Below are 20270 nucleotides of genomic sequence, written 5' to 3' on the forward strand. Positions count from 1 at the left end.
TTGTATCTACAGGGGAAAGCTGTCAGGTTGACTTTTCAGCCCTGATAAATAAAAACACCCAATGCGTATATTCCCTTTGTCTTGCCTGTTGTTTCTGTTTTGCCTTACTTCTCTGCCTGCCTTAAGCACGACTGAGGCCCATTCCCGGCCGGGAACAGAGCTTGTGGTGTTGGGCATCGCTCAGGATGCGGGTTACCCGCAAACACTTTGCTATCGACCCCACTGTATGACCGCCTGGCAGGATAAATCATTGCGCAAAATGGCCACCTCTCTGGCGGTGGTTGACCATGTCCACAAAGCTCAGTATCTGTTTGAAGCTACCCCGGACTTACCCCAGCAACTGTATTTGCTGCAGCAGGAGTGGTCCAATCCTGACTACCAGCTGCAAGCTGTGTTTCTTACCCATGCGCATATGGGTCACTACACTGGCTTGATGCACTTTGGTCGCGAATCCGCATCCACTAAACAACTGCCCGTTTATGCCATGCCACAAATGCGCTCATTTCTTGAAAATAATGGTCCCTGGTCGCAACTGGTTAAGCTGAACAATATCGAGCTTAAAGGGCTACAAAATAAACGCGAAGTTGTGCTTGGGAATGTGAGGGTAACCCCTGTGTTGGTGCCCCACAGAGATGAGTTCAGTGAGACTGTTGGCTATCTGATCAAGGGAAAAACAAAAACTGCATTGTTCATTCCCGATATAGATAAATGGGAAAAGTGGGACACCGCCATTGAGGACCTGATCCCTCAGGTGGATTATGCCTTGCTGGACGCCACCTTTTACAGCGCTGATGAACTCAAGGGGCGCACTATGGCTGAAGTTCCGCACCCTCTGGTTGTCGAGTCCATGGACAGGTTCCGGGATTTGCCTCCAGAGCAAAAGCGCAAAGTGATTTTTATCCACCTGAACCATACCAATCCATTGCTGGACAGCAGCAGCCCAGAGTCGTTGGCCGTGACAGATGCGGGGTTCAGGGTTGCCAGCGAAGGCCTAGTTTTACCCCTTTGATATCTTGATGTTGCTGAAACAGGAGAGATCCATGTTTAAACCTGGTGTGTGGTTTGTCGCTATCGGACTCTTGCTGACAGGCAATGTCAGTGCCGATACCCCTAATCTTGTCTATCTCAAACCCGGGCAGTCATCTCCAGCCGCAGATCTGCGGGCTGTTGCCTGGCTTGCTGGCCATTGGCAAGGGACGGCATTGGGGGGTGACGTCGAAGAGGTATGGTCACCCCCTTTGGGGGACAGCATGATGGGAGCATTTAAGTTAACAAAGCAGGGGAAAACTCAGTTCTACGAACTTGAAACTATCGTGCAGGAGGAAGGCTCTTTGGTATTCAGGTTGAAGCATTTTGGCCCTCAACTTGTGGGCTGGGAAGCAAAAGAACAGAGTGTGGCTTACCCCCTGGTGCGGGTGACAGATAACAGGGTGTACTTTAGTGGCCTAACCCTTGAGCGTCATGATGACCAGCGCATCAGCGTTTATGTTGCCCATAAAAAGGAGGGAGAAACCAGTGAATTGGTATTCAATTATCACAGAGTTGAATCTGTGCGGCCGGACGCCAACCTTGAGGTGATTACGCCGGTAAAATAGATGAGCCAAGAGCTTTATGCTGGCTTAGGTCGTAATGGGTACTGTTTTTGGTGTGCGTAATTACAAAGTGCTATTTAATTGGTTATATATGCTAATTAAATACTCCGTGATGGCGTTATTGTCTGTTGTTTTTGGTGGAAAAAGCTGAGAAGTTGCATGGGATATGCACGAATTCACCGGAGATCACTGGATGATGAATCGAGAGCCGGATGCTTCCCGCCTGAGTGCCAGGCAGTTGGAGATTCTGGAGTTGGTCAGTAAGGGCTGCTCAAACCCTGAAATTGCTGAATTGTTGCACCTGTCACTAAACACAGTCAAAACCCACATTGCCAATATTCTCAAGACCTTACATGTCAGCAATCGGATTGAAGCGTCTGTTTGGTTTGAGCAGTACACTCGGCAGCAAACCGCGGACCACCGCAAGTTACAACTCTTTATCAGAACTCAGGATTTTCCGGTAGGCACTTCTGGCTCTGCGCTTCACTCAGTGGTGGATCTGCTCAGTCGCTGGGAGCTGCTGCAGGTTCACTTTGTTTCCGATATGAGGCTGCCGGAAACAGTGAATTCAGGTCATGAATTTTACTGTTTGACCCTGAGATATCAGCGCAGCGAAGGTATCGACCAGCTGGTTCCCGATCTGCAGTATTTTGAGCCTCTGCAGATATCCGGTGTCATGATTTGGCAGGGAATGCCGATTCCACTGCAATCCCCCCCGCAAACTCTGTTGCTGAGAAAGTCAGGCACGGTATTCAATAAAGTTATCGCCAATCATGCCACTGTGCATAAGGGAATGTCAGACGCCGTCTCGAGAGGGTATGAGGTTATTTACACCACAGAGTACAAGATTAAGCACAGAACTCCGGCGCATATGAAAGAGGTCAGAGAGCTGCTGAAGCAGCAATTACCCTCTCACCCTGATTGGGCTCTGCTTAATGCTTATTCTGTTATGGCACTGTATGCCGGAATTGTGGAGGGGTATTTCCCCATTACTCCTGAACTGATGGAGGAGCTGGCCGTCAGTGCCCAGAAAGCCTGTAACCTGATGCCAGACTCTGCCTATTCCAGGTTGGCCTTTAGCCTGCATTGCCTGTTGCAGAGCCGGTTTGCAGATGCGGCAGAGCATATTGAGCTGGCACTGGAAGCCAACCCTGCGCTTGAATTTGCGCTGTTCCTGGTTGGGCAGATAGCCGCACTGAATGGCCATTATGATGAGGCTAAAAATCATTACCAAAACTATCTGGAAATCTATCCTGAAGGACACCATTCGGGGCGTTGTTATGCCGGACTGACCGTAGTGCACTATCTGGCAGGGGAGTTTGATACCTGCAAGCAGACCGCCGAAAAAGCCTTGCTCTACAACCAAACCATACAGGCCGGGGTCTGTATGATTTTGCTCAGCATCGCTGTTATGGAAGAGGACAAAGCGCAGCAGCAGGAGCTCCTGGGGCGATTGACCGCTATCATGAAGGACAATCCCCTCAAGGTGATCAATCTGGAGCAGCTTGTGATGCGCATTGTCCCCCCCGACCATGCCAAAGCCTTTGTGGCTAACATGGAGAAAGCCGGAATAGTGCTGTCGGCCCTGATCAAGCCTGAATCCGAACAATAACGCCGGGATATCCTGGGGCCCGGATTAACGAACGCTGGCATTAGGAGCCATAGATAAACCCCAGTTTCCCCTCTGCGGTCAGGTTGGTGCAGTTGTCCTTTAGACAGGCTGGGGTCACAAACGCATCCTGATACTCGCTGAAAGCACTTTGCAACTGTGTTTGAGCCTGGTCACCAAGTCCGGCGACATAATCACTGAACAGACCTGCAATATAATCCAGCAACTCGGTATCCAGACCATGGGCGCTTACCAACTGTGCCTGAGCGCCTGGCAGTTGCGCCGCCAGTTGCCCCGTCAGTGTCGCAGTCAGCTGGCCGTCCTGGGTATTGAGTTGAAAGTTCCCCTGAGTCCTGAGGTTATCCAGTGCCTGCCCGGGAGAGTTTAGCTGCAACTTTCCCCCTTCAATTTCGAGCGCATAGCCATTGCCTGCATCGCTGAAACTGACGGCAACATATTGGGAGCAGACAAAATAGTACTTGCCGGGCTCATGGGTCATGGTATCGATTTTATAGGCCAGATATTTAAGCAGCTGCAACAGCAGATCCGCTTTGGTACCACTGGGTGCCAGATCCCGAAACAGGATTAACAGCCCCAGCATCACCAGCCAGGTTTTGTCATAGATCACTTTGCCTGCGTAACTTTCCGCGGCATTGATCACCGGCGTCATATCCGGATTGGCCATACGTCTCACGTACCAGGTGTAGTAGTGGGGGTCATTGGTGTCCTGGCTGTCGTGGAGTTTACGGAGGCCAACCCCGCCAAGAGTGTCATCAATAAGCAGATATTTTGGCTCTGCAGGAGTGCTGTCCGGGGCAGGGCCCACAAACAGGGCTGAGTGGCACACATCACTGCCGGTCAGCAGCATGATCATACGGTCCAGATTGCGGGTTGGATTGGATGGTCGCAGATCGCCGACCATCAGTAGTACATCGCCCGGCTTAAGTTGTGCCAGTGTCATTTGGGCTGTCATGGTATCGCTCTCCGGTTAAGGGGGAATACGGGGTTACAGCTTGTTGGAAGAAAGACTATATTGAAGCCACCATCACCCCAATACTGTCAAGCTCATGGTAAATGGCGTGGTTTTCATCTTCATCGGCAAAGCCGTTCATCGCCTGCCTGGCGGCGCTGCTGTAGCCTATGGCCAATACCCATCGGGCACCCGGGTTTGGTGCCGGGTAGTAAGCCAGTTTGGTGATATCACTTGCGACTGAAGCTATCAGTCGGGTTCCGGCATTGGTGGCGCTTTCTACCTTAAGCTCGATGGCGTATTGGCCCTGAGTGTCTCCGGCAAGAAAGTCCAGACTCCAGTTGTCATGGGGTGCGGGGTAAGCCACTTCCCGTGCCACTGATTTATCGGCAGCCCGGAGGATTTTTACCATCTCTACCTGCATCCAGAGTTCCCAGGCCGCTCCAGTTTCAATAGTCTCTGCAATGTCTGTGCGTTTGGCCAGCACCAGATCTGAAAGGTCGTTGGCGTTCATAATAATGACTCCTCTATCTAAAATTATTCAGCGGCTTTGGTGACTTTGCTGCTTGTCCAGTAAGCGTTCGAATTGGGTATATACCTCTGCGACCATGGGCCGGCTGGTGGGGGCCAGTGCCAGCTGCAAGCCGCAATGACCACAAATAAACTCATGACCTCGTAATAAGAGCTCTGTATCCACCGGAATTGGCTTTTGGCAGTCAGGGCAGGGAATTTGATTTTTCATGGGGTTGCTCCTTTGAAGAGCCCAGCTCCCGGCTGGGCTCTGGGATGATTCAGCTGGCTTGTGAGCTGGATGATGAGCCCAGGGTGATAGGGCTGATACTGTTGGTGAACGCCTGGATAATAGTGGTGACACCTTCCGGCAGCTGCAGCTGTCCGGCATGTACGCTCACTGTGTACTTGGCGTTGTTACTCTTCTGGTAGGTGGATTTTGTGGATTGAGCGCTTTGGCTGTCATGACTGACACTACCTTTGACCTCCACAGACCACCAACCAGCTCCCAACTTGGCATCGAAGCTGGCTTCGGCATGGGTTGATTCGCTGGAGGACTGGGACGCTTCATCCGTATAGCTGGATTTCACTTCCATATCGAAGTCCACCTGAACGTTATCCACCCCGAGGGCATTGAGAGGAATAATGGTCAGTAGTGGCAGATCAAACTGAGTGGTGACATTGGTGATCTCTGCCGTTGGTTGGCCTTTATCGTCCTTGGATTCGCTCTCGGTAATGACACCGCGGGTGATATGCATGGTGACCATAATAGGTTCCAGCGTTGTGGTGTCGTTGCCGGCAGCGTCCTTGCCGGTTTTCTTGTTGAAACAGGTATCCAGCATGAAGTTGGTTTGAGTCACCGCCATCATGTTGTTGGCCTGAGCGGCAGCGTTGAGTGGGCCACCAATCAAAGCGCGCATAGGTAAACCTGTAAATTGCTGGGCCATGGACACCAGCGCGGGGCCTGAGTTGACGTCTGGCATGGTATTGCTCCTTCTGTGGGTATGAGGCTGTCTCTGTCAGACAGCGGATTGTGTGGGGTCGGTTACCCCGGGATCTGTGCCCGCAGCGCTTTCTGGTACCCATCAATAAGGGACTGCAACCCTTCTGATGGCATGTCGCCATTGATAATGATTTCAAGCTCTGCGAGGTGAGGGGTGGATTTATCTGAAGTAAAGAGCCCTCCTCCTGATTTGGACGGGAAGGAAACCTGCATCAGACCGGTATCGTCCAGATTGATTTCCAGTTGGGTTTTGAATTTCACTTCATTGATGCGGGATGTACTGACCGGTACCAGCGTCAGCAGGGGGACATCGACCTGCTGGGTAACCAGTCCTTCAGAGGTTTCAGATGGATAAAGCATGGTGACGCATTTTGGGCGGTAGAAGGTGCGTTGCCCTCCCTCATCAGTGGTGAGCAGGTTGTTGCTATCCGGTTTGGCAGGTGCCTCTACCGTCTCGAAAAACTCGCCAATAAAGGCCTTGTTCTGTGAACGAAGTGCCTCGGCAGCTGTATTCACACTGGTATGTACGGCTGAAACCAAAGATTCGAGGTTGATCATGTGCTTTACCCCTGCTGCAATACGGCCCGGTAGTCCGGACGGTATCTGTTGATTGACTGCTTGCCAGTCTAGAAAGGGAGAGGTAAAGCGGCTATCGCCCGGGCGGGTGAATAGCCCTCACCCTGTCGGGTGAGGGAGTAGGTAAGGTTCTGATTTATCGGGTAATTGAAGTTAGAGCTTGCCTGAGCGGATCTCCTGTTGCAGCTTGGCCCAGCTGATCACCCCCACCAGATTGTCCGGGGTGTCCTGCCAGATATAAACCTCGCCACTGCGCTTGGGGCGAAGAATTTCATAGGCTTCGTGCAGCGTGGCAGTATCGGGCAACCCTTTAATGGGCAGACGGTACAGGGTTTCGTCCCCTTCGAAGGATTGCATCTCCAGCCTGAGTTTTTCAAACTCCCCCTGCTCGTTGCGAACCACTACCGGTCGCCCTTTGGCCCGTTTCAGTACCTCAAGCAGCAGAGACTCATCATTGTTAACTACCACGACTCTTCGGTTCATCAGAGCGCGCACACCGGTTTTCTGCAGTGCGGAGTTGATCACCGGAACCCGGTAATCCAATCCCATCAAATCCAGTTGGCGCAGGAATATCGATTGGCTTTGAAAGCCCCGGTAGGCAACCAGGAAAGCAATAACGGTAACAAACATAGCGGGCAAAATGATATTGGTGTCGTTGGTCAGCTCAAGCAGGGCAACCAGACCTGCCAAAGGTGCATTGAGACTCACCCCCATCATGGCAGTCATCCCTATCACCATATAAAGGCCAATATAGGGAGCAAGGGCAGGGAACAGAGCTGCACTGGCCATGGCGATAACTGTGCCTACTATGGCGCCGATACCATACAGCGGGCCGATAAGTCCGCCGGGCACTCCCAGACCAATGGCGGCAACGGTAGCGATAACTTTTGCCAGCAGCAGTGCCAGCAAAAACAGCAGCGTGGGGTTTTGGTTCAATGCTGCGTCAATGGCCCAATCGCCGGTGCCCAGTGCCTGTGGCATCACAAGGCCTATGCCAGTGGTGATGGCTCCGGCCAGCAGTAATCTCATGGTTAACGAACGGTTGGCGGCTTTCTCCGTGACGTTAATCAGTATCCGGTTAAATGCTGCGGCAGCACAGCCCAGTGCGATCCCCGCTATCGCCAGTAAGGGATATTGATCCAGCGGAATGGCCAGTACCTGAATATGGTCATATTCGTGGATATCACCAAATACCAGCTGACTGGAAAGAGCCCCGCATATGGCTGACAACATAATGGGGAAGAAGTAGTGGATCTTGTATTCCCTGACGATGACCTCGAACACAAAGATCACCGCCGCCAGCGGTGCGTTGAAGGTCGCCGCGATACCTGCTGCTATGCCGCTGGCACACATGATGCGGACACTGTTGTCAGGCAGCTTAAGGCGCTCGGCAAGTACGCTTGCGGTTACTGCGCCAAGATGGATTGCCGGCCCTTCACGACCGACAGAGAAATTACCGGCGAGGGCAAAAAACGCCTGAAAAAACTGAGCCGGTGCTGAGGCCAGGGGAATTTTGCCATAGTGCATTTTGAATCTGTGCAGCACATAGGCGATACCCAATCGCTTGTATCTGCGCGAGCCCAGTTTAACTGCTACACGGATCAAAATTGCTGCCAACAAGGGCAGAAAAACTCGCCAGTCGGGAGTTATCTCCGTAAAATCCAGCTCTTGTGCTCCGGTAAGCTGGTTGCTCCAGGCAAGCATAATCCTGAGCATCAATATGACGCCGGATGCTATCAGGGCAAAGATCAGCGCAAGTGCGCAAAGTTGGGCACTGGTGCGCGCCTGGGACAGTTGATCCCGCAGGCCATAGCGCAGATACTGATGTGATTTTTCTTTGAGTTTTTCGAAGCTTATTTGCACTTTACAAGTGAGCCGTTTGCAGTTTTAAGGTTATTTTAATGTCAAATTATCATCGCTGGGCTGACCGCCTGCAAGGGGCGGAACGAAGATACCGGGCATCTTCCCTGTATCTCCTGCTACTGGTGCTGGTTGCTTTTGTCCTGGGAGGGCTGAGTCATTACTTCTGGAGTGCTGAGCATACGCGGCCCGTGGTCTCTCAGGATGGGGAGATTGCCCGTCTGGAAACCGAGTTGCAGGCCAGGGCAAGCGAGCTCGCCAGCCGTAATCTGGAGTTGGTGGTGGCCAAAGAGGCCAACGACAATATGCAAAAGATGTTCAACGATCAGTTGGTCCGGGAAAAGCAACTGCAGCGTGAACTGAACTTCTATCGCAGCGTAATGGCGCCTGAGAATAATGCAGAAGGTGTAGCCATCTACAGCGCAGAGCTACTGCCGGGAGTCGAGACCGGCAAACAGCGCCTTGAGCTGACTCTGATGCAGCTTGAAAAACGTAAGCAGCTGGTCAAAGGCCGGGTAGAAGTGAGTCTTATCGGCACTGAGGATGGCGTGGCCAGAACCATTCCACTCAAGACGCTGACCGGTAATACTCCAGCATTTAACTTCCGCTATTTTCAGATGTTGGAAAGCGAGTTTGCCTTGCCTGAAGGCTTTAATCTGGCACGGGTTAATGTGAAGGTGGTGGTTCCGGCAAGCCGCTGGACCAAAGGGGCTGAGTCTGAACAAACCTTCAGCGTACCTGAGTTAACCTCGGGTGAAAAAGAGCCGCGGGTAATACTTGAACAAAACAGTCAGGTAACGGATAATCCCGCACAGCAAACTGATGTAAGAGGTAGCAATGACTGAACAAGCTGATGCAGCTCTGCCTATCCGCTTTACCGATGCGGCGGCTGCGAAAGTGAAAAGCCTGCTGGAAGAAGAGCAGAATGATGCCCTGAAGTTAAGGGTTTATGTGACCGGCGGTGGCTGTTCAGGCTTCCAATATGGTTTCACCTTTGACGAGAAAGTAAACGAAGGTGACTTCACAGTGGAAAAACAGGGTGTGCAGCTGGTGGTTGATCCCATGAGCCTGCAGTATCTGGTTGGCGGTGAAGTTGATTACACTTCAGGTCTGGAAGGTTCGCGCTTCTTTGTTAAGAATCCGAATGCGACCACTACCTGTGGTTGTGGTGCCAGCTTCTCTGTTTAACAGCAAAGATTTGATAAAAAAGCCGTCCACTGGGACGGCTTTTTTGTTTTGAGTGTCAGCCCAGAATATTAAAACGCATCGGGCTGCTGAAAAAGCGGCTGACCCTGTCACTGAATGCGACCCAGAGTGTCAGCCCGCTGAACAGAGTACCGGCTGCGGCCAGGGCATAAACTGCAGAGTCCGGCAGCGCCATCACGGCATCGATAGCTGGGTTGATGCCGGTTGGATTGTCAGGTAACTGCAGCATGATAACAGGACCTGTGATAAACAGAGTCAATCCGGTCATCCCCAGCAGTCGGAGCATCATAAGACCGGCTTTTTGCTTGCCCAGGCAGCCCAATACCAGCAGCAGGAGCAGGATATTGAACATGGGCAGCCAGCCCTGTATTAATCCGAGGACAGCCAGCAGTGACAGGCATACCAGAGTCGCGAGCAGCCGTTTGGGCATGCCAGTGGCTTCAGATTGGGCGTAATCCATCACGCTTATCCTGTTAGTGACGCTTGGTTGAAGTCAGGCGGGATTCCAGCTCGTGAGGAGGGATTACCACACCCAGATCGCCCTCTACCGGGAAGGCTGCAACCAGCAATTCGTCATCTTCCATGCCAGGCACCCAACGCTCCAGAAAGTCTTTCACCGGTACAGACAGAGGCTCGCAACCTTTCCAGTCATCCACTGCCCATGCTTCGGCGGCTTCTTCACTTGGCCACATTGGAATGCAGTCTTCGTCGTCTGTGGTCAACATGACACAGCCATCAGCATCTTGCAGGGTCCAGATCTCTTCATGGGCTTTGATTTCATCAACCATAAAGTCGTAACGGGCTTCCGGAGTCATCATGGACAACTCATTCAGGGATTTGGTTCTCTTGCTCATTGGATCGATTCTCATACCGGCAGGGCCCAACCTTTGGGGCCCGAATTAAGGCGAGAGGATATCCTATCCGCTACCCTTTAGCTACCTGCCGGAATCGGTTGCAGCAGTGAGATCAGCTTTTTGCCAATTTGGGTATTATCCATAAATCCCCGGAACTGTTCGGCCTGAGGGCCGTGGGCAAAGATCTGCACATCGATGGCATCGTGGCCCGATGTCGTCCAGCCTGTATAGGTTGCCTCGTCTATCAGGTGTTTTACCAGTTGCGCCAACTGTTCAACATTGGTGTCATCGGGGTCTTTCAGAGCCTGTAAAAATATCGGACGCTGGACGGCTGTGAGGGTCAGGCCTGTGTGTGTCTGCACTATATTTTCCAAATCTTCCGGAGACTCTTTCAGTAACTGAGCTATTTGTTCCGGCATGACACTGACTTTTTTGAGTGCAGATCCCTTCCACTGGTAAACGCCATGCTTACCCAGTGTCAGGCCACCTGTGGAGTGATCAGCGGTAGCGACCATCAGGGTGTCTTCTCTGGTGTCCACATACTCTTTTACCAGTTTCATGGTATGGGCAAAGTCATCCATTTCAGCCATGGCACAGGCGATATCGTTGGCATGACCGCACCAGTCGATTTGGCTGGCTTCTATCATCAGCACATAGGGCTTGGCTTGCTGGTCCAGTGCCTTTAGGGCCGCGGCAGTCATGTTGGCCAACCTGTGGGGATGGTCACTGCCCAGTGCCGGAGCCAGTCCTTTGGGAGCAAACAGGCCCAATGCAGGTATGGTGAGCTGCTTCAGTCCCTGATATTGATTCAGATATTGATAGCCCTGCTGCTGAAAGACTTTGACCAGATTATTGTCTGGACGGATAAAGTAGCTGGTACCGCCTCCCAGCAGCAGATCTGCCACGGGTGAGCGGCCATCTTCTCCCAGGTAATCATCTGCGATGGCATCATAATTTCTGCGACTCTCGTTATGAGCCAGGAAGCTGGCCGGAGTGGCATGATTGATTTGTGAGGTGACGACTATCCCTGTGGTGTAACCTCTGGATTTGGCTTCGCTGAGCAGGCTGGGTAAATGCCTGTGGTCCCTGTCTATACCGATGGCGCCGTTATAGGTTTTACGGCCTGTGGCCAGTGCTGTAGCTGATGCTGCTGAATCCGTGACCCGGGTATCATCGTCCGGATAGGTGCCAGCCATGCCAGTGAGCAAGTCGTCAAAAATAGTGGGGCTGACATCGCCGGTTTCTTCCGCCATATAGTAGCGATATGCGGTGGTGTAGGCCGGGCCCATACCGTCACCTATCAGGAAGATAATATTTTGGGGTTGCCTGGCCGATGCGGTTGCAGCAATGCCACAGCAGGCCAGTAACAGGGCCTGAATCACTGATTTTTTCATAGTGGGGTTTCCTCTGCTGTGTCTGCCACGGACGTTGGTTTAAGGTAAGTGTCCAGCCAGTTAAGCTGTTCCCACAACAGGTGGTTAAGTGACTCTTTGGCTTTATAGCTGTGACTTTCCCAGGGCAAGATCACCAGCTTGGCTGTGCCACCAAGACCTGCGATGGCATTGAACAGGCGATCGGACTGCATGGGGTAAGTACCTGAGTTGGAATCCATCTCACCGTGGATAAGCAGGATCGGCTCGTCGATTTTGTCGGCATGGGTGAAGGGAGACATCTCTTTGTACAGACTGGTTGCCTGCCAGAAGTTTCGTTCTTCGTTCTGGAATCCAAAGGGGGTAAGGGTGCGGTTGTAGGCACCACTGCGGGCGATACCTGCGGCAAAAAGATCTGAGTGAGCCAGCAGGTTGGCCACCATAAAGGCGCCATATGAATGGCCGCCAATGGCTATCCGGTTTCTGTCGGCGACGCCCATAGCTACCAGCTTATCGATGGCGGCGCTGGCATTGGCAACCAGTTGCTCTCTGAAGGTGTCATTGGGTTTGCTGTTGCCTTCACCGATAACTGGCATGGCAACTCTGTCAAACACGGCGTAACCCTGAGAGACCAATGCAATTGGGCTGCGGGGGCTGATCTTCAGATATTGATTGGGGGAGTACGCCACCTGAGAGGCGACAGACTTATCTTTAAACTCTCGGGGATAGGCCCAGATGATCACCGGCAATGGCCCCTGGCTGGTTTGGTAACCCGCTGGCAGATACAGGGTGCCGGACAGCTCCAGACCGTCGTTGCGGGTAAAGTTGACCAATTGCTTTTGAACACCTTTGAAGGCGCTCAGTCTGTCCGGGCTTTGATACAGCAAGCGGGACTCACCTGTGTCCACATTCAGATGGTGAATGGAGGGGGCTGCAGATTTGGATTCACTGCTGATAATCAGCTCAAGTGGCTGCTCATTGAGAACATATTTAACCCTTTGGTATTTGTCACCCCGGGTTTCCCAGAGTAGCTGGCTGTCGCCATTGTTAATTTGGGTCCGTTTAAGGAAAGGTTGATAGCCTGAATCTGACGCGCCCAAACCGTAATGCAGCAGTTTTCCACCGTCAAATGCCAGGGTTCGCTTACCGAAACTGTTGAGGGCTTTATGCAGGGTGCCCGGGTGTTTGTAGCTGTCACGAAGGCCTCTTTCATGCCACTGAGTTAAGGCATTATCCTGCAGCAGGCTGAGACGCAGCTTTTGCTGTTTACGGCTGCGTTGTGTGATTAGCGCACTGGTCTCATTTATCCAGTCGACTCCAGTTATCCGCCAGGGAGTGGCAACTATTTTGGTTGGCTGTTCAGCAAATGGAGCGTCCTGTTGGTACAGCTCGTCTCTGAGCCTGGCTTTCTGCTTGCTGTCGCCATTATCTGCACTTTGCAGCCATACCAAAGACGCAGCTTTGGCTGGGTGCCAGCTGAAACTGCGCTTTCCTGGTGTGACAGAATCAGGTCCGGACGGGCGGATTTCACCACTGGATTGCAGTGCAACGACTTTCTCGCTCTGATCTGCCAGCTTGAGTACCACCACTTCTTTAGCGAAGTCATAGTATTTCACCCGGTAGGAGAATGGTGCTGCCAATCTGGTCAGCAGCAGGAAGCGGTTATCCGGAGACAGGCTGACAGTGCCGTAAACGCCCGGCTTACCTATCTTGGTCAGTTTGCCCCCAGGTGTTACCAAAGCGGGTTGGCTCAGGGTCAGAGCCTGGAAATAGTCGGCATCAGCCGGGGTTTTCAACAGATCCTGATAGGTACGGCGCGGGGTTTTTTGTTGGCCTGTACTCTTGATAAGTGGGACAGGACCGGCCTTAACATCGTGGCGGGTATCTGTATTGGTGTTGGTGGCCTGTCTGAACAGAATGGCGCTGCTGTCAGCCAGCCACTGATAACGACTGCTGATGGTGGCATTGAGGCGGGCATTTTTCAGCTTGGTCAGCTTTTGTGATTCCAGTTCATACAGGTAGAGATAGGCTCCTTGTTCACTCAGCCCGGCAAAAGAGAAAAAGCGATTGTCTGGAGAGAATCTTCCTGAGATGTAGGTGATCCCTTCGGGAAGCTGGATATCCAGTTGGATAACTTTATCGCTCTGGAATAATGGAATCATCACCAATGACTCATATTGGCGTGATATTCGACTTGGGGTAAGTCGTTCAGGGTCTATGCGCAGGCCGCCAAGACGCACTTCATTACGGGCCAATTCACTGATGGAAGGTGCCGGCGTCGGTCCCATCACTGCCATCCAGCGTTTGTCAGGAGACAGCATGGTGACTGGACCGCTGGTCTGTTCGACCACCTGCTGCAGGTTGTCCGGGGGAAGTTGATAACCGTCAGATGACCAGCTCAGTTGACTGAAGAGTAACAGAGTGGCCAGTAGCCAGGGAGTACCGCGCATAGAGAAATCCTTGTTAAATTTTTCTGACAGAGAACTGAAATCTGCTTGATATTCATCAGCTTGTTCCAGCCTGCCAGTTCCTTGTAATGGATCCTTCTACGGGCAGCAATCCCGCTACCCTCGTTTCTGTCTTGTTTCAACCTCTATTTATTCTCTATTCTTATGTAAATTAATTGTTTACCATAAATGGTGAAAGCCAGAACCTCAGATTGTGAAAATGGAAACAAATATAAAAACAACCAATTTCAATCTCGGTCATTGTCGCGTCGATTTGTCCGATAACAGTATTTGCTTCGAAGGGCAGGAGAAGTTGTCGCTGCAGCCCAAGTTTATCGAAGTGCTCGCGCAACTTGCGCTGGGGTATCCCGGCGTTGTTACCCGTGAACAACTCATTGAGTCGGTTTGGGATGGGAATGAGTATGTCGGCAGTAAGGCCTTGACCAATGCAATTTGGCACCTGAGACAGCAGCTGGAACCTTTGAGCCAGGACACAGTGATTGAAACTGTGCGTAAGGCTGGTTATCGGCTGTTGGTGGCACCGGTTTTTGATGAAGTGAGTGAGCAGGATGAGGAGCCTGTTGAAGTCAGCTACCGAAGATTTCGCTACCTTAGCTGGAGCATTGGCACGGCAGGAACTTTACTCCTGTGTCTGATGAGCTGGTGGCTGTTTACCGGGGCGGCAAAGCCCGGTGCTGCTGTGCTTAAGTACCTGACCCGGGACGATGGTTCTGAGCGTTTCCCGAAAGTGTCTCCCGATGGCAAATATCTGGTATATGGCGCATCAAGTCAGGGGGGAAACTACAGTCTCTTTATTAAAGATATGGAGCAGGAAGATGCCGTCGCAAGGCGCCTGACCTCCCGTGATTCCAATGAGTACAGAGCTGTGTGGCACCCTGAAGGTGAATCGCTCTATTTCCCCAGCAGAAGGGCTGAAGACGGTCGTTGTTTCCTGACCGAGATGACAGTGAATACAGGTCATCTGAGGTTTCTGACAGCCTGTAACACCCGCAGAGCCGCCCTGGATATCTCGCCTGATGGTAAAGAGCTGGCTTATATTCACCGAATGTCAGGTGAGCGCCAGGATGAGGTTTACCGATTCCGGCTTGACCAGAATGATGCCGTACCGGAGAAAATCAATTGTGTAGAAGGCTGCAGCGGCAGTGCCAGAGATCTGGCCTACAGTACAGATGGGCGTTATATCGCCGTGGCGAGGCGACTAAGCAATATTTCTGAAGATATCTTTTTGTACGAGCGCAGCACCGGGATAGAGAAAGCTCTGACTCAGGGGATGGAGGATATCAGAGGCCTGACCTGGCATCATGATGCCCGGCAATTGGTCTTTGGCGTGGAAAGCTCCGGCGTCAGGCGCGGTTTCCACCTGGATATGACCAGTCTGAAAGTGAGTGACCTTGATGTTCAGGGAGTGAGTTATCCGAGTTTTATTCCCGGTAGTGATGACTTGGTATATAGCTCCTACGCCCGCCAGTATGATGTGGCTTACATGGATCTGGATGAAAAGATTCCTCAGACTCCTTATCCTCTGTTTTACTCTGGTTACAGCCAAAGATTGCCCGACTACTCACCGGTAACCGGTCGCGTGGTCTATACCTCCAACGAAACCGGGTTCAATGAGATTTGGAGTTCCGACGGTAAAGGGCGTAACCGCATCCAACATACTGTGATGGAGAGGCGCGCACTGTTTCCACGCTGGTCGGCCGATGGCAAGAAGATCGCCTTTATTGCCCCCGACGAGATGAATGAGGGAAATCAAATCCACGTGTTGGATTTGGCATCGGGAGAGCTTGGAGTGATCTCTTCTCCCTATTCCAATCATACCCGTCTGTTCTGGGGGCCAGGTGATAAGGCCATCTACTCATCGGTCAATGATGCCATGGTGAAATTCACCTTTGATGGCAAGGCTCCTCTGGTTATGGAGGAGCTGGATTTTGTCCGGGGTCAGGTAGTGGGGGACAGGGAATTGATCTTCAGCCGTGATGATGTCAATGGCCTCTGGAAACTGGATATTCAGGCTTATGAAGCCGCTCTCAATGCAGGTAACGAACTTCCTCAACCTGTGGCGTTGTTGCGTGGAAGAAGTTCGGGAGTTGATTGGGGCAATGCGCCCAAAGGTGTGGTGCTGTCTGATAAGTTCAATTGGACGGCCACTGAAACCCATGTGTATTTCAAAGAAAGACTCAGCAGCCGGCAATATATGGTCAGTGCACTGGACCGGGAATCCAATACCAGTAAAGGCGTATTGCGGTTACCTTCCAGCTTTCTAAGCAGCTTTGGCACCATGAGCTATATCCCTGAGAGAGACAGACTGCTGATGACACTGACAGATTATCCCCAGCGTGATGTGATGCTGCTCAGACATCCTGTCATCAACTAGATACAAATAGCCCCGGGTTGAACCGGGGCTTTTTACTTATGAACTATGCTGCCGGGTATCTGGCGCCGAGTACGGCCTGACGACTGGCCCCGGTTACCGCTGGCAGGTTGGCCGGTAATCCCTGTTCAAATCGCATGGCAAGCCAGGCAAATGCTATGGCTTCAACCCACTTGGGATCCACTCCGATTTCGGCCGTGCAGGTGATTTTGTACTCTGGCAGCAGAGTAGACAGTCGACGCATCAACTCAGAGTTCAGGGCTCCACCACCACAGGCATAGAGTTCGCCGCCAGGAGCGAGTTTAAGCACATCATTGGCGATAGAGTGGCAGGTAAGATCCAGCAGAGTGGATTGAATATCTTCGTCTTTCAGATGGCTGTACTGGGCCAGCTGGTGTTCGAGCCAGGCCTGGTTAAACAGCTCCCTCCCTGTGCTCTTGGGAAAGTTTTGGGCAAAATAGGCATGGGACAGCATCTGCTGCAGTAATTCGGGATCAGTTTGTCCTGACGCCGCCCACTCACCATCTTTATCGAATGCCAGCTGTCTGTGTTGCTGTATCCAGTAATCAATCAGAGTATTACCCGGCCCGGTGTCGAACCCAAGTACCCGGGAACGGTCGCCCGGCAGATAGGTGATATTGGCGATACCACCTATGTTGAGTATCACACGTACTTTATCTTCACTGGCAAAGACTTCCTGATGAAAGGCTGGCACCAGCGGAGCCCCCTGGCCACCGAGGGCCACATCTTTGCGGCGAAAATCGGCTATCACATCAATGCCTGTCTCCACCGCAATGGTATTGGGGTCGCCAATCTGCAGGGTAAAGCCGGTATCCAGAGAGGGCATATGGCGTACTGTCTGTCCGTGACTGCCAATGGCAGAGACCTGCAGTGGTGATACACCTGATTTGGTCAGCAAGGCATTAACGGCTTTGGCAAACAGTTGGCCGACAGTTCGGTCGAGTCGGCCCTGCCTGTTAATTTCATCTGTGCCGGGCTGGCAAAGACGCTGTAACCCTTTAAACAGGTGCTCTGGCATCGGCTCTGAGTGACTGGCAATCAACTTAGGCTGAGGAGAGGTGAAATCGACCAGCACGGCATCGACACCATCCATACTGGTGCCGGACATTAATCCTATATACAGGCCTGTCATTGGGCGTTGCTCTCCCTGGCATATTGAACCTGTTTTTCCGATTCAATTTTTGCCATCAGAGTTTCACTGAGCTTAGCAAAGGCCGCGCGCTCTTTCTTGGCGATAGGGTCGGCTTTTGGCAGTTTCACTGTACGTGGGTTTCTGTGTACGCCGTTGACGATAAACTCATAGTGCAGGTGGGCACCGGTTACACGTCCTGTGGCACCCAAAGTACCAATGGTCTGCCCCTGCTTAACATTGTCGCCTTGCTTAACCTTTCGCTTGTTAAGGTGCAGATACTTGGTGGTGTAGGTGTCATTGTGCTTGATAAACACATAGTTACCATTGTACTTGTTGTACGAGGACTTTATCACCCGGCCTGCACCGGCGGCTTTAATCGGTGTGCCTACGGCAGCAACATAATCCACACCTCTGTGGGCTTTCACCTGGCCTGTTACCGGGTGCAGACGTCTTGGATTAAAGTTGGAGCTGACATACTTAAAATCAACCGGGGACTTGAGGAAGGCTTTACGCATACTTCGGCCCTCTTCGGAGTAGTACTGACCATCTGTGTAGCGCACTGCGGTGAAGCGCTCTCCCTGGTTGATAAACTCTGCGGCAAGAATGTTGCCGTTTCTCAGGAATTTACCATCGGCATATTCTTCATCAAACAGCAGGGCAAAGCTGTCGCCCTCACGAATATCCAGAGCGAAGTCCACATCCCAGCCAAAAATGGTCGCCAGTTCCATAATCTGAGCAGCAGAAAGTCCCGCCTTCACTCCGGCATTCCAGAAGTTAGAGGTAATTTCAGCGGTCACAAATTTCTCTTCATGGGTGACCTCTTTGGTAACAGTGTATTCGTGAAGCTTGTCATCATTGCGGCTGACGACCAGGGTATCAATTTTACTGAGTTGATATCTGAGGCCAGCAAACTTGCCGTCACTGTCTTTAATCAGGGTAATGCTGTCGCCCGGCATTAGTTTCTTTACGATTTTGCCGGTTTGCTTAAGTTGGGTAACGTCGTAAACGTCACGGGCGCTGAACCCGGCACGGTTAAAAATCGCTGCCAGGGTATCGCCATCACGAACAGTGAAGGAATCTTCTGTCAATTCAGGCTGCGCGGGCTCAACAGGTTCGGTATTGGCGTTTTCCTGAGTGGTATTGTCGTTGGACCTGACCTCGGCTGAGTTGCCTGACAGAGCAGGCTGAGGGCCATCCGGAGTGCGGAACGCCAAAGGTAGTTGGATATCGGTTTGGGGAGCCTGGGTGGAAACCGCAGTTTTTTCTGTATGACGGGAGGCCTCGGCATCCTCTGAAGGGATCAGAAAAGCTGCAAAGATGATCAACAGCAGCAATCCTATCAATGCTTGATGCAATCTGGGCAGTAAATTAAACAGTGTGATGACCTTTCCCATTGAACTCGGTACCAAAATTTCAAACGACAACTCATCCCTAAGTGTACACACTTTCATTTATTAGGGCTAACAAGTAACATAAGTCTCTTTCTATTTATTTTAGGCTCTTAGGGGTAACTGCCGAGATGGCTGATTTAGACCAGGTATTAGCAGAAATTAAACGAGGTACCGACGAGATTTTGCTCGAATCGGATCTGCTTGAAAAGTTGAAAGAGGGACGTCCTCTGAAGGTGAAATTGGGGGCTGACCCAACCGCACCGGATATTCACTTAGGTCATACAGTTATCCTCAACAAGTTGCGCGCGTTTCAGGAGTTGGGCCATGAGGTTATCTTCCTGATTGGTGACTTTACCGGCATGGTTGGTGACCCAAGCGGCAAAAACAGCACTCGTCCACCTTTGACCCGCGAGCAGGTTCTGGCTAACGCTGAAACTTACAAAGAGCAGGTTTACAAGATTCTGGACCCAGCCAAAACCCGTATCGAGTTCAACTCCAGCTGGCTGGAAGATCTGGGCGCTGCCGGTATGATCCGTCTGGCGTCTCAACAGACTGTAGCCCGTATGATGGAACGTGATGACTTTAAGAAGCGCTATGCTTCCGGGCAGTCCATTGCTATTCACGAATTTATGTACCCATTGCTGCAGGGCTATGACTCCGTTGCTCTGGAAGCCGATGTTGAGCTGGGCGGTACCGACCAGAAGTTCAACCTGCTGATGGGACGTGAGCTGCAGAAGGCCGCCGGTCAGAAGCCACAGGCTGTGATCATGATGCCACTGCTGGAAGGTCTGGACGGTGTTAAGAAGATGTCCAAGTCTGCCCATAACTACATTGGTGTGAGTGAAGCGCCTGATGAGATGTTCGGTAAGATAATGTCTATCTCTGATGTGCTGATGTGGCGTTACTACGAGCTGCTCTCTTTCCGCCCTCTGGATGAAGTGGCTCAGCTGAAGGCTGAGGTTGATGCCGGTGCCAACCCGCGTGACACCAAGATTCTGCTGGCTAAAGAGATCATTGCCCGCTTCCATGACGAAGCTGCTGCTGAGAAAGCCCATGAGAACTTTATTGCCCGCTTCCAGAAAGGCGCTATCCCTGATGATATCGAGGAAGTGACTCTGGCTGCCGGTGAAGGTATGGCCATTGCCAACTTGCTGAAAGAGGCGGGTTTGGTTGGTTCGACTTCAGATGCCATGCGTATGATTAAGCAGGGCGCGGTGAAGATGGATGGTGACAAAGTTGAAGACACCAAGCTGGTATTGAGCGCAGGAATTACTGCGGTATTCCAGGTGGGTAAGCGCAAGTTTGCCAAGGTCACGCTGAACTAATCAGCCAGGCCG

19 protein-coding genes are annotated in these 20270 nt (G+C 51.9%); 7 read left to right on the top strand and 12 right to left on the bottom strand.

Translation table 11 applies throughout. From position 1 onward, the window contains the following. Window positions 1–166: 166 nt before the first annotated feature. From ACFOE0_RS05495 to ACFOE0_RS05505, 3 genes are all read left to right on the top strand, one after another. Entirely contained in the window at window positions 167–1009 is an 843-nt protein-coding gene (locus ACFOE0_RS05495) for an MBL fold metallo-hydrolase (protein WP_248935108.1), read from the top strand. Window positions 1010–1040: 31 nt separating this feature from the next. Further along, on the top strand, window positions 1041–1595 hold the full coding sequence (locus ACFOE0_RS05500) for a DUF6265 family protein (RefSeq protein WP_248935107.1): 555 nt from the start codon (window positions 1041–1043) through the stop codon (window positions 1593–1595). 190 nt (window positions 1596–1785) lie between these two features. Further along, complete coding sequence (locus ACFOE0_RS05505; RefSeq protein WP_248935106.1) at window positions 1786–3204, top strand: LuxR C-terminal-related transcriptional regulator; 1419 nt, start codon at window positions 1786–1788, stop codon at window positions 3202–3204. Window positions 3205–3244: 40 nt separating this feature from the next. Here ACFOE0_RS05505 and ACFOE0_RS05510 read toward each other — a convergent pair whose 3' ends face one another. The 6 genes from ACFOE0_RS05510 to ACFOE0_RS05535 all read right to left on the bottom strand — a co-directional run bounded on the left by ACFOE0_RS05510 (window position 3245) and on the right by ACFOE0_RS05535 (window position 8123). Then, complete coding sequence (locus ACFOE0_RS05510; protein WP_248935105.1) at window positions 3245–4174, bottom strand: hypothetical protein; 930 nt, start codon at window positions 4172–4174, stop codon at window positions 3245–3247. A 55-nt stretch (window positions 4175–4229) separates the two neighbouring features. After that, window positions 4230–4685, bottom strand: coding sequence for a hypothetical protein (locus ACFOE0_RS05515; RefSeq protein WP_248935104.1), 456 nt, complete (start codon window positions 4683–4685; stop codon window positions 4230–4232). A gap of 27 nt (window positions 4686–4712) precedes the next feature. Beyond that, complete coding sequence (locus ACFOE0_RS05520) at window positions 4713–4913, bottom strand: hypothetical protein (RefSeq protein WP_115135820.1); 201 nt, start codon at window positions 4911–4913, stop codon at window positions 4713–4715. Window positions 4914–4962: 49 nt separating this feature from the next. Continuing rightward, window positions 4963–5664: a DUF2589 domain-containing protein gene (locus ACFOE0_RS05525; protein WP_248935103.1), complete on the bottom strand. Its 702-nt coding sequence runs from the start codon at window positions 5662–5664 to the stop codon at window positions 4963–4965. A 62-nt stretch (window positions 5665–5726) separates the two neighbouring features. Then, entirely contained in the window at window positions 5727–6242 is a 516-nt protein-coding gene (locus ACFOE0_RS05530; RefSeq protein WP_248935102.1) for a DUF2589 domain-containing protein, read from the bottom strand. A 171-nt stretch (window positions 6243–6413) separates the two neighbouring features. Beyond that, the gene (locus tag ACFOE0_RS05535; protein ID WP_248935101.1) at window positions 6414–8123 is read right to left on the bottom strand and encodes a chloride channel protein; all 1710 of its coding nucleotides are present in this window, start codon (window positions 8121–8123) and stop codon (window positions 6414–6416) included. A 38-nt stretch (window positions 8124–8161) separates the two neighbouring features. Here ACFOE0_RS05535 and ACFOE0_RS05540 point away from each other — a divergent pair, with 38 nt between their 5' ends. Continuing rightward, window positions 8162–8965 carry a DUF6776 family protein gene (locus ACFOE0_RS05540; RefSeq protein ID WP_248935100.1) on the top strand — a complete coding sequence of 268 codons (804 nt, stop codon included), beginning with the start codon at window positions 8162–8164 and terminating at the stop codon, window positions 8963–8965. Further along, window positions 8958–9308, top strand: a complete 351-nt coding sequence (gene erpA / locus ACFOE0_RS05545) for an iron-sulfur cluster insertion protein ErpA (RefSeq protein WP_115135815.1) — start codon at window positions 8958–8960, stop codon at window positions 9306–9308. Before ACFOE0_RS05540 ends, erpA begins: the two co-directional genes overlap by 8 nt. 55 nt (window positions 9309–9363) lie before the next feature. On the opposite strand, the gene ACFOE0_RS05550 is transcribed toward erpA, so the two are convergent. The 4 genes from ACFOE0_RS05550 to ACFOE0_RS05565 all read right to left on the bottom strand — a co-directional run bounded on the left by ACFOE0_RS05550 (window position 9364) and on the right by ACFOE0_RS05565 (window position 14000). Continuing rightward, on the bottom strand, window positions 9364–9786 hold the full coding sequence (locus ACFOE0_RS05550) for a hypothetical protein (protein ID WP_248935099.1): 423 nt from the start codon (window positions 9784–9786) through the stop codon (window positions 9364–9366). Window positions 9787–9799: 13 nt separating this feature from the next. Next, window positions 9800–10180, bottom strand: a complete 381-nt coding sequence (locus tag ACFOE0_RS05555; RefSeq protein WP_115135813.1) for a DUF2750 domain-containing protein — start codon at window positions 10178–10180, stop codon at window positions 9800–9802. A gap of 77 nt (window positions 10181–10257) precedes the next feature. Beyond that, entirely contained in the window at window positions 10258–11574 is a 1317-nt protein-coding gene (locus ACFOE0_RS05560) for an alkaline phosphatase (protein ID WP_248935098.1), read from the bottom strand. After that, entirely contained in the window at window positions 11571–14000 is a 2430-nt protein-coding gene (locus ACFOE0_RS05565; protein WP_248935097.1) for an alpha/beta hydrolase family protein, read from the bottom strand. The genes ACFOE0_RS05560 and ACFOE0_RS05565 overlap by 4 nt, the downstream gene beginning before the upstream one ends. A gap of 217 nt (window positions 14001–14217) precedes the next feature. On the opposite strand from ACFOE0_RS05565, the gene ACFOE0_RS05570 reads away from it, so the two are divergent. Next, entirely contained in the window at window positions 14218–16392 is a 2175-nt protein-coding gene (locus tag ACFOE0_RS05570; protein WP_248935096.1) for a winged helix-turn-helix domain-containing protein, read from the top strand. A 43-nt stretch (window positions 16393–16435) separates the two neighbouring features. Here ACFOE0_RS05570 and ACFOE0_RS05575 read toward each other — a convergent pair whose 3' ends face one another. Continuing rightward, window positions 16436–17542, bottom strand: a complete 1107-nt coding sequence (locus tag ACFOE0_RS05575; RefSeq protein ID WP_248935095.1) for an anhydro-N-acetylmuramic acid kinase — start codon at window positions 17540–17542, stop codon at window positions 16436–16438. Further along, window positions 17539–18936 (bottom strand): peptidoglycan DD-metalloendopeptidase family protein, encoded by a 1398-nt coding sequence (locus ACFOE0_RS05580; protein WP_248935094.1) that lies wholly within the window; start codon window positions 18934–18936, stop codon window positions 17539–17541. The genes ACFOE0_RS05575 and ACFOE0_RS05580 overlap by 4 nt, the downstream gene beginning before the upstream one ends. 125 nt (window positions 18937–19061) lie before the next feature. Here ACFOE0_RS05580 and tyrS point away from each other — a divergent pair, with 125 nt between their 5' ends. Next, window positions 19062–20258 carry a tyrosine--tRNA ligase gene (tyrS, locus tag ACFOE0_RS05585; protein ID WP_248935093.1) on the top strand — a complete coding sequence of 399 codons (1197 nt, stop codon included), beginning with the start codon at window positions 19062–19064 and terminating at the stop codon, window positions 20256–20258. Window positions 20259–20270 lie beyond the last annotated feature (12 nt).

Source organism: Shewanella submarina (assembly GCF_042646185.1).
In the GTDB taxonomy this organism is placed as follows: Bacteria; Pseudomonadota; Gammaproteobacteria; order Enterobacterales; family Shewanellaceae; genus Shewanella; species Shewanella corallii.

What these genes read in the sequence shown, in the direction of transcription:
- ACFOE0_RS05500 (WP_248935107.1), top strand. Translation starts at nt 1,041, where the DNA reads ATGTTTAAACCTGGTGTGTGGTTTGTCGCTATCGGACTCTTGCTGACA.
- ACFOE0_RS05505 (WP_248935106.1), top strand. Translation starts at nt 1,786, where the DNA reads ATGATGAATCGAGAGCCGGATGCTTCCCGCCTGAGTGCCAGGCAGTTG.
- ACFOE0_RS05510 (WP_248935105.1), bottom strand. Translation starts at nt 4,174, where the DNA reads ATGACAGCCCAAATGACACTGGCACAACTTAAGCCGGGCGATGTACTA.
- ACFOE0_RS05515 (WP_248935104.1), bottom strand. Translation starts at nt 4,685, where the DNA reads ATGAACGCCAACGACCTTTCAGATCTGGTGCTGGCCAAACGCACAGAC.
- ACFOE0_RS05520 (WP_115135820.1), bottom strand. Translation starts at nt 4,913, where the DNA reads ATGAAAAATCAAATTCCCTGCCCTGACTGCCAAAAGCCAATTCCGGTG.
- ACFOE0_RS05525 (WP_248935103.1), bottom strand. Translation starts at nt 5,664, where the DNA reads ATGCCAGACGTCAACTCAGGCCCCGCGCTGGTGTCCATGGCCCAGCAA.
- ACFOE0_RS05530 (WP_248935102.1), bottom strand. Translation starts at nt 6,242, where the DNA reads ATGATCAACCTCGAATCTTTGGTTTCAGCCGTACATACCAGTGTGAAT.
- ACFOE0_RS05540 (WP_248935100.1), top strand. Translation starts at nt 8,162, where the DNA reads ATGTCAAATTATCATCGCTGGGCTGACCGCCTGCAAGGGGCGGAACGA.
- erpA (WP_115135815.1), top strand. Translation starts at nt 8,958, where the DNA reads ATGACTGAACAAGCTGATGCAGCTCTGCCTATCCGCTTTACCGATGCG.
- ACFOE0_RS05550 (WP_248935099.1), bottom strand. Translation starts at nt 9,786, where the DNA reads ATGGATTACGCCCAATCTGAAGCCACTGGCATGCCCAAACGGCTGCTC.
- ACFOE0_RS05555 (WP_115135813.1), bottom strand. Translation starts at nt 10,180, where the DNA reads ATGAGCAAGAGAACCAAATCCCTGAATGAGTTGTCCATGATGACTCCG.
- ACFOE0_RS05560 (WP_248935098.1), bottom strand. Translation starts at nt 11,574, where the DNA reads ATGAAAAAATCAGTGATTCAGGCCCTGTTACTGGCCTGCTGTGGCATT.
- ACFOE0_RS05565 (WP_248935097.1), bottom strand. Translation starts at nt 14,000, where the DNA reads ATGCGCGGTACTCCCTGGCTACTGGCCACTCTGTTACTCTTCAGTCAA.
- ACFOE0_RS05570 (WP_248935096.1), top strand. Translation starts at nt 14,218, where the DNA reads ATGGAAACAAATATAAAAACAACCAATTTCAATCTCGGTCATTGTCGC.
- ACFOE0_RS05575 (WP_248935095.1), bottom strand. Translation starts at nt 17,542, where the DNA reads ATGACAGGCCTGTATATAGGATTAATGTCCGGCACCAGTATGGATGGT.
- ACFOE0_RS05580 (WP_248935094.1), bottom strand. Translation starts at nt 18,936, where the DNA reads ATGGGAAAGGTCATCACACTGTTTAATTTACTGCCCAGATTGCATCAA.
- tyrS (WP_248935093.1), top strand. Translation starts at nt 19,062, where the DNA reads ATGGCTGATTTAGACCAGGTATTAGCAGAAATTAAACGAGGTACCGAC.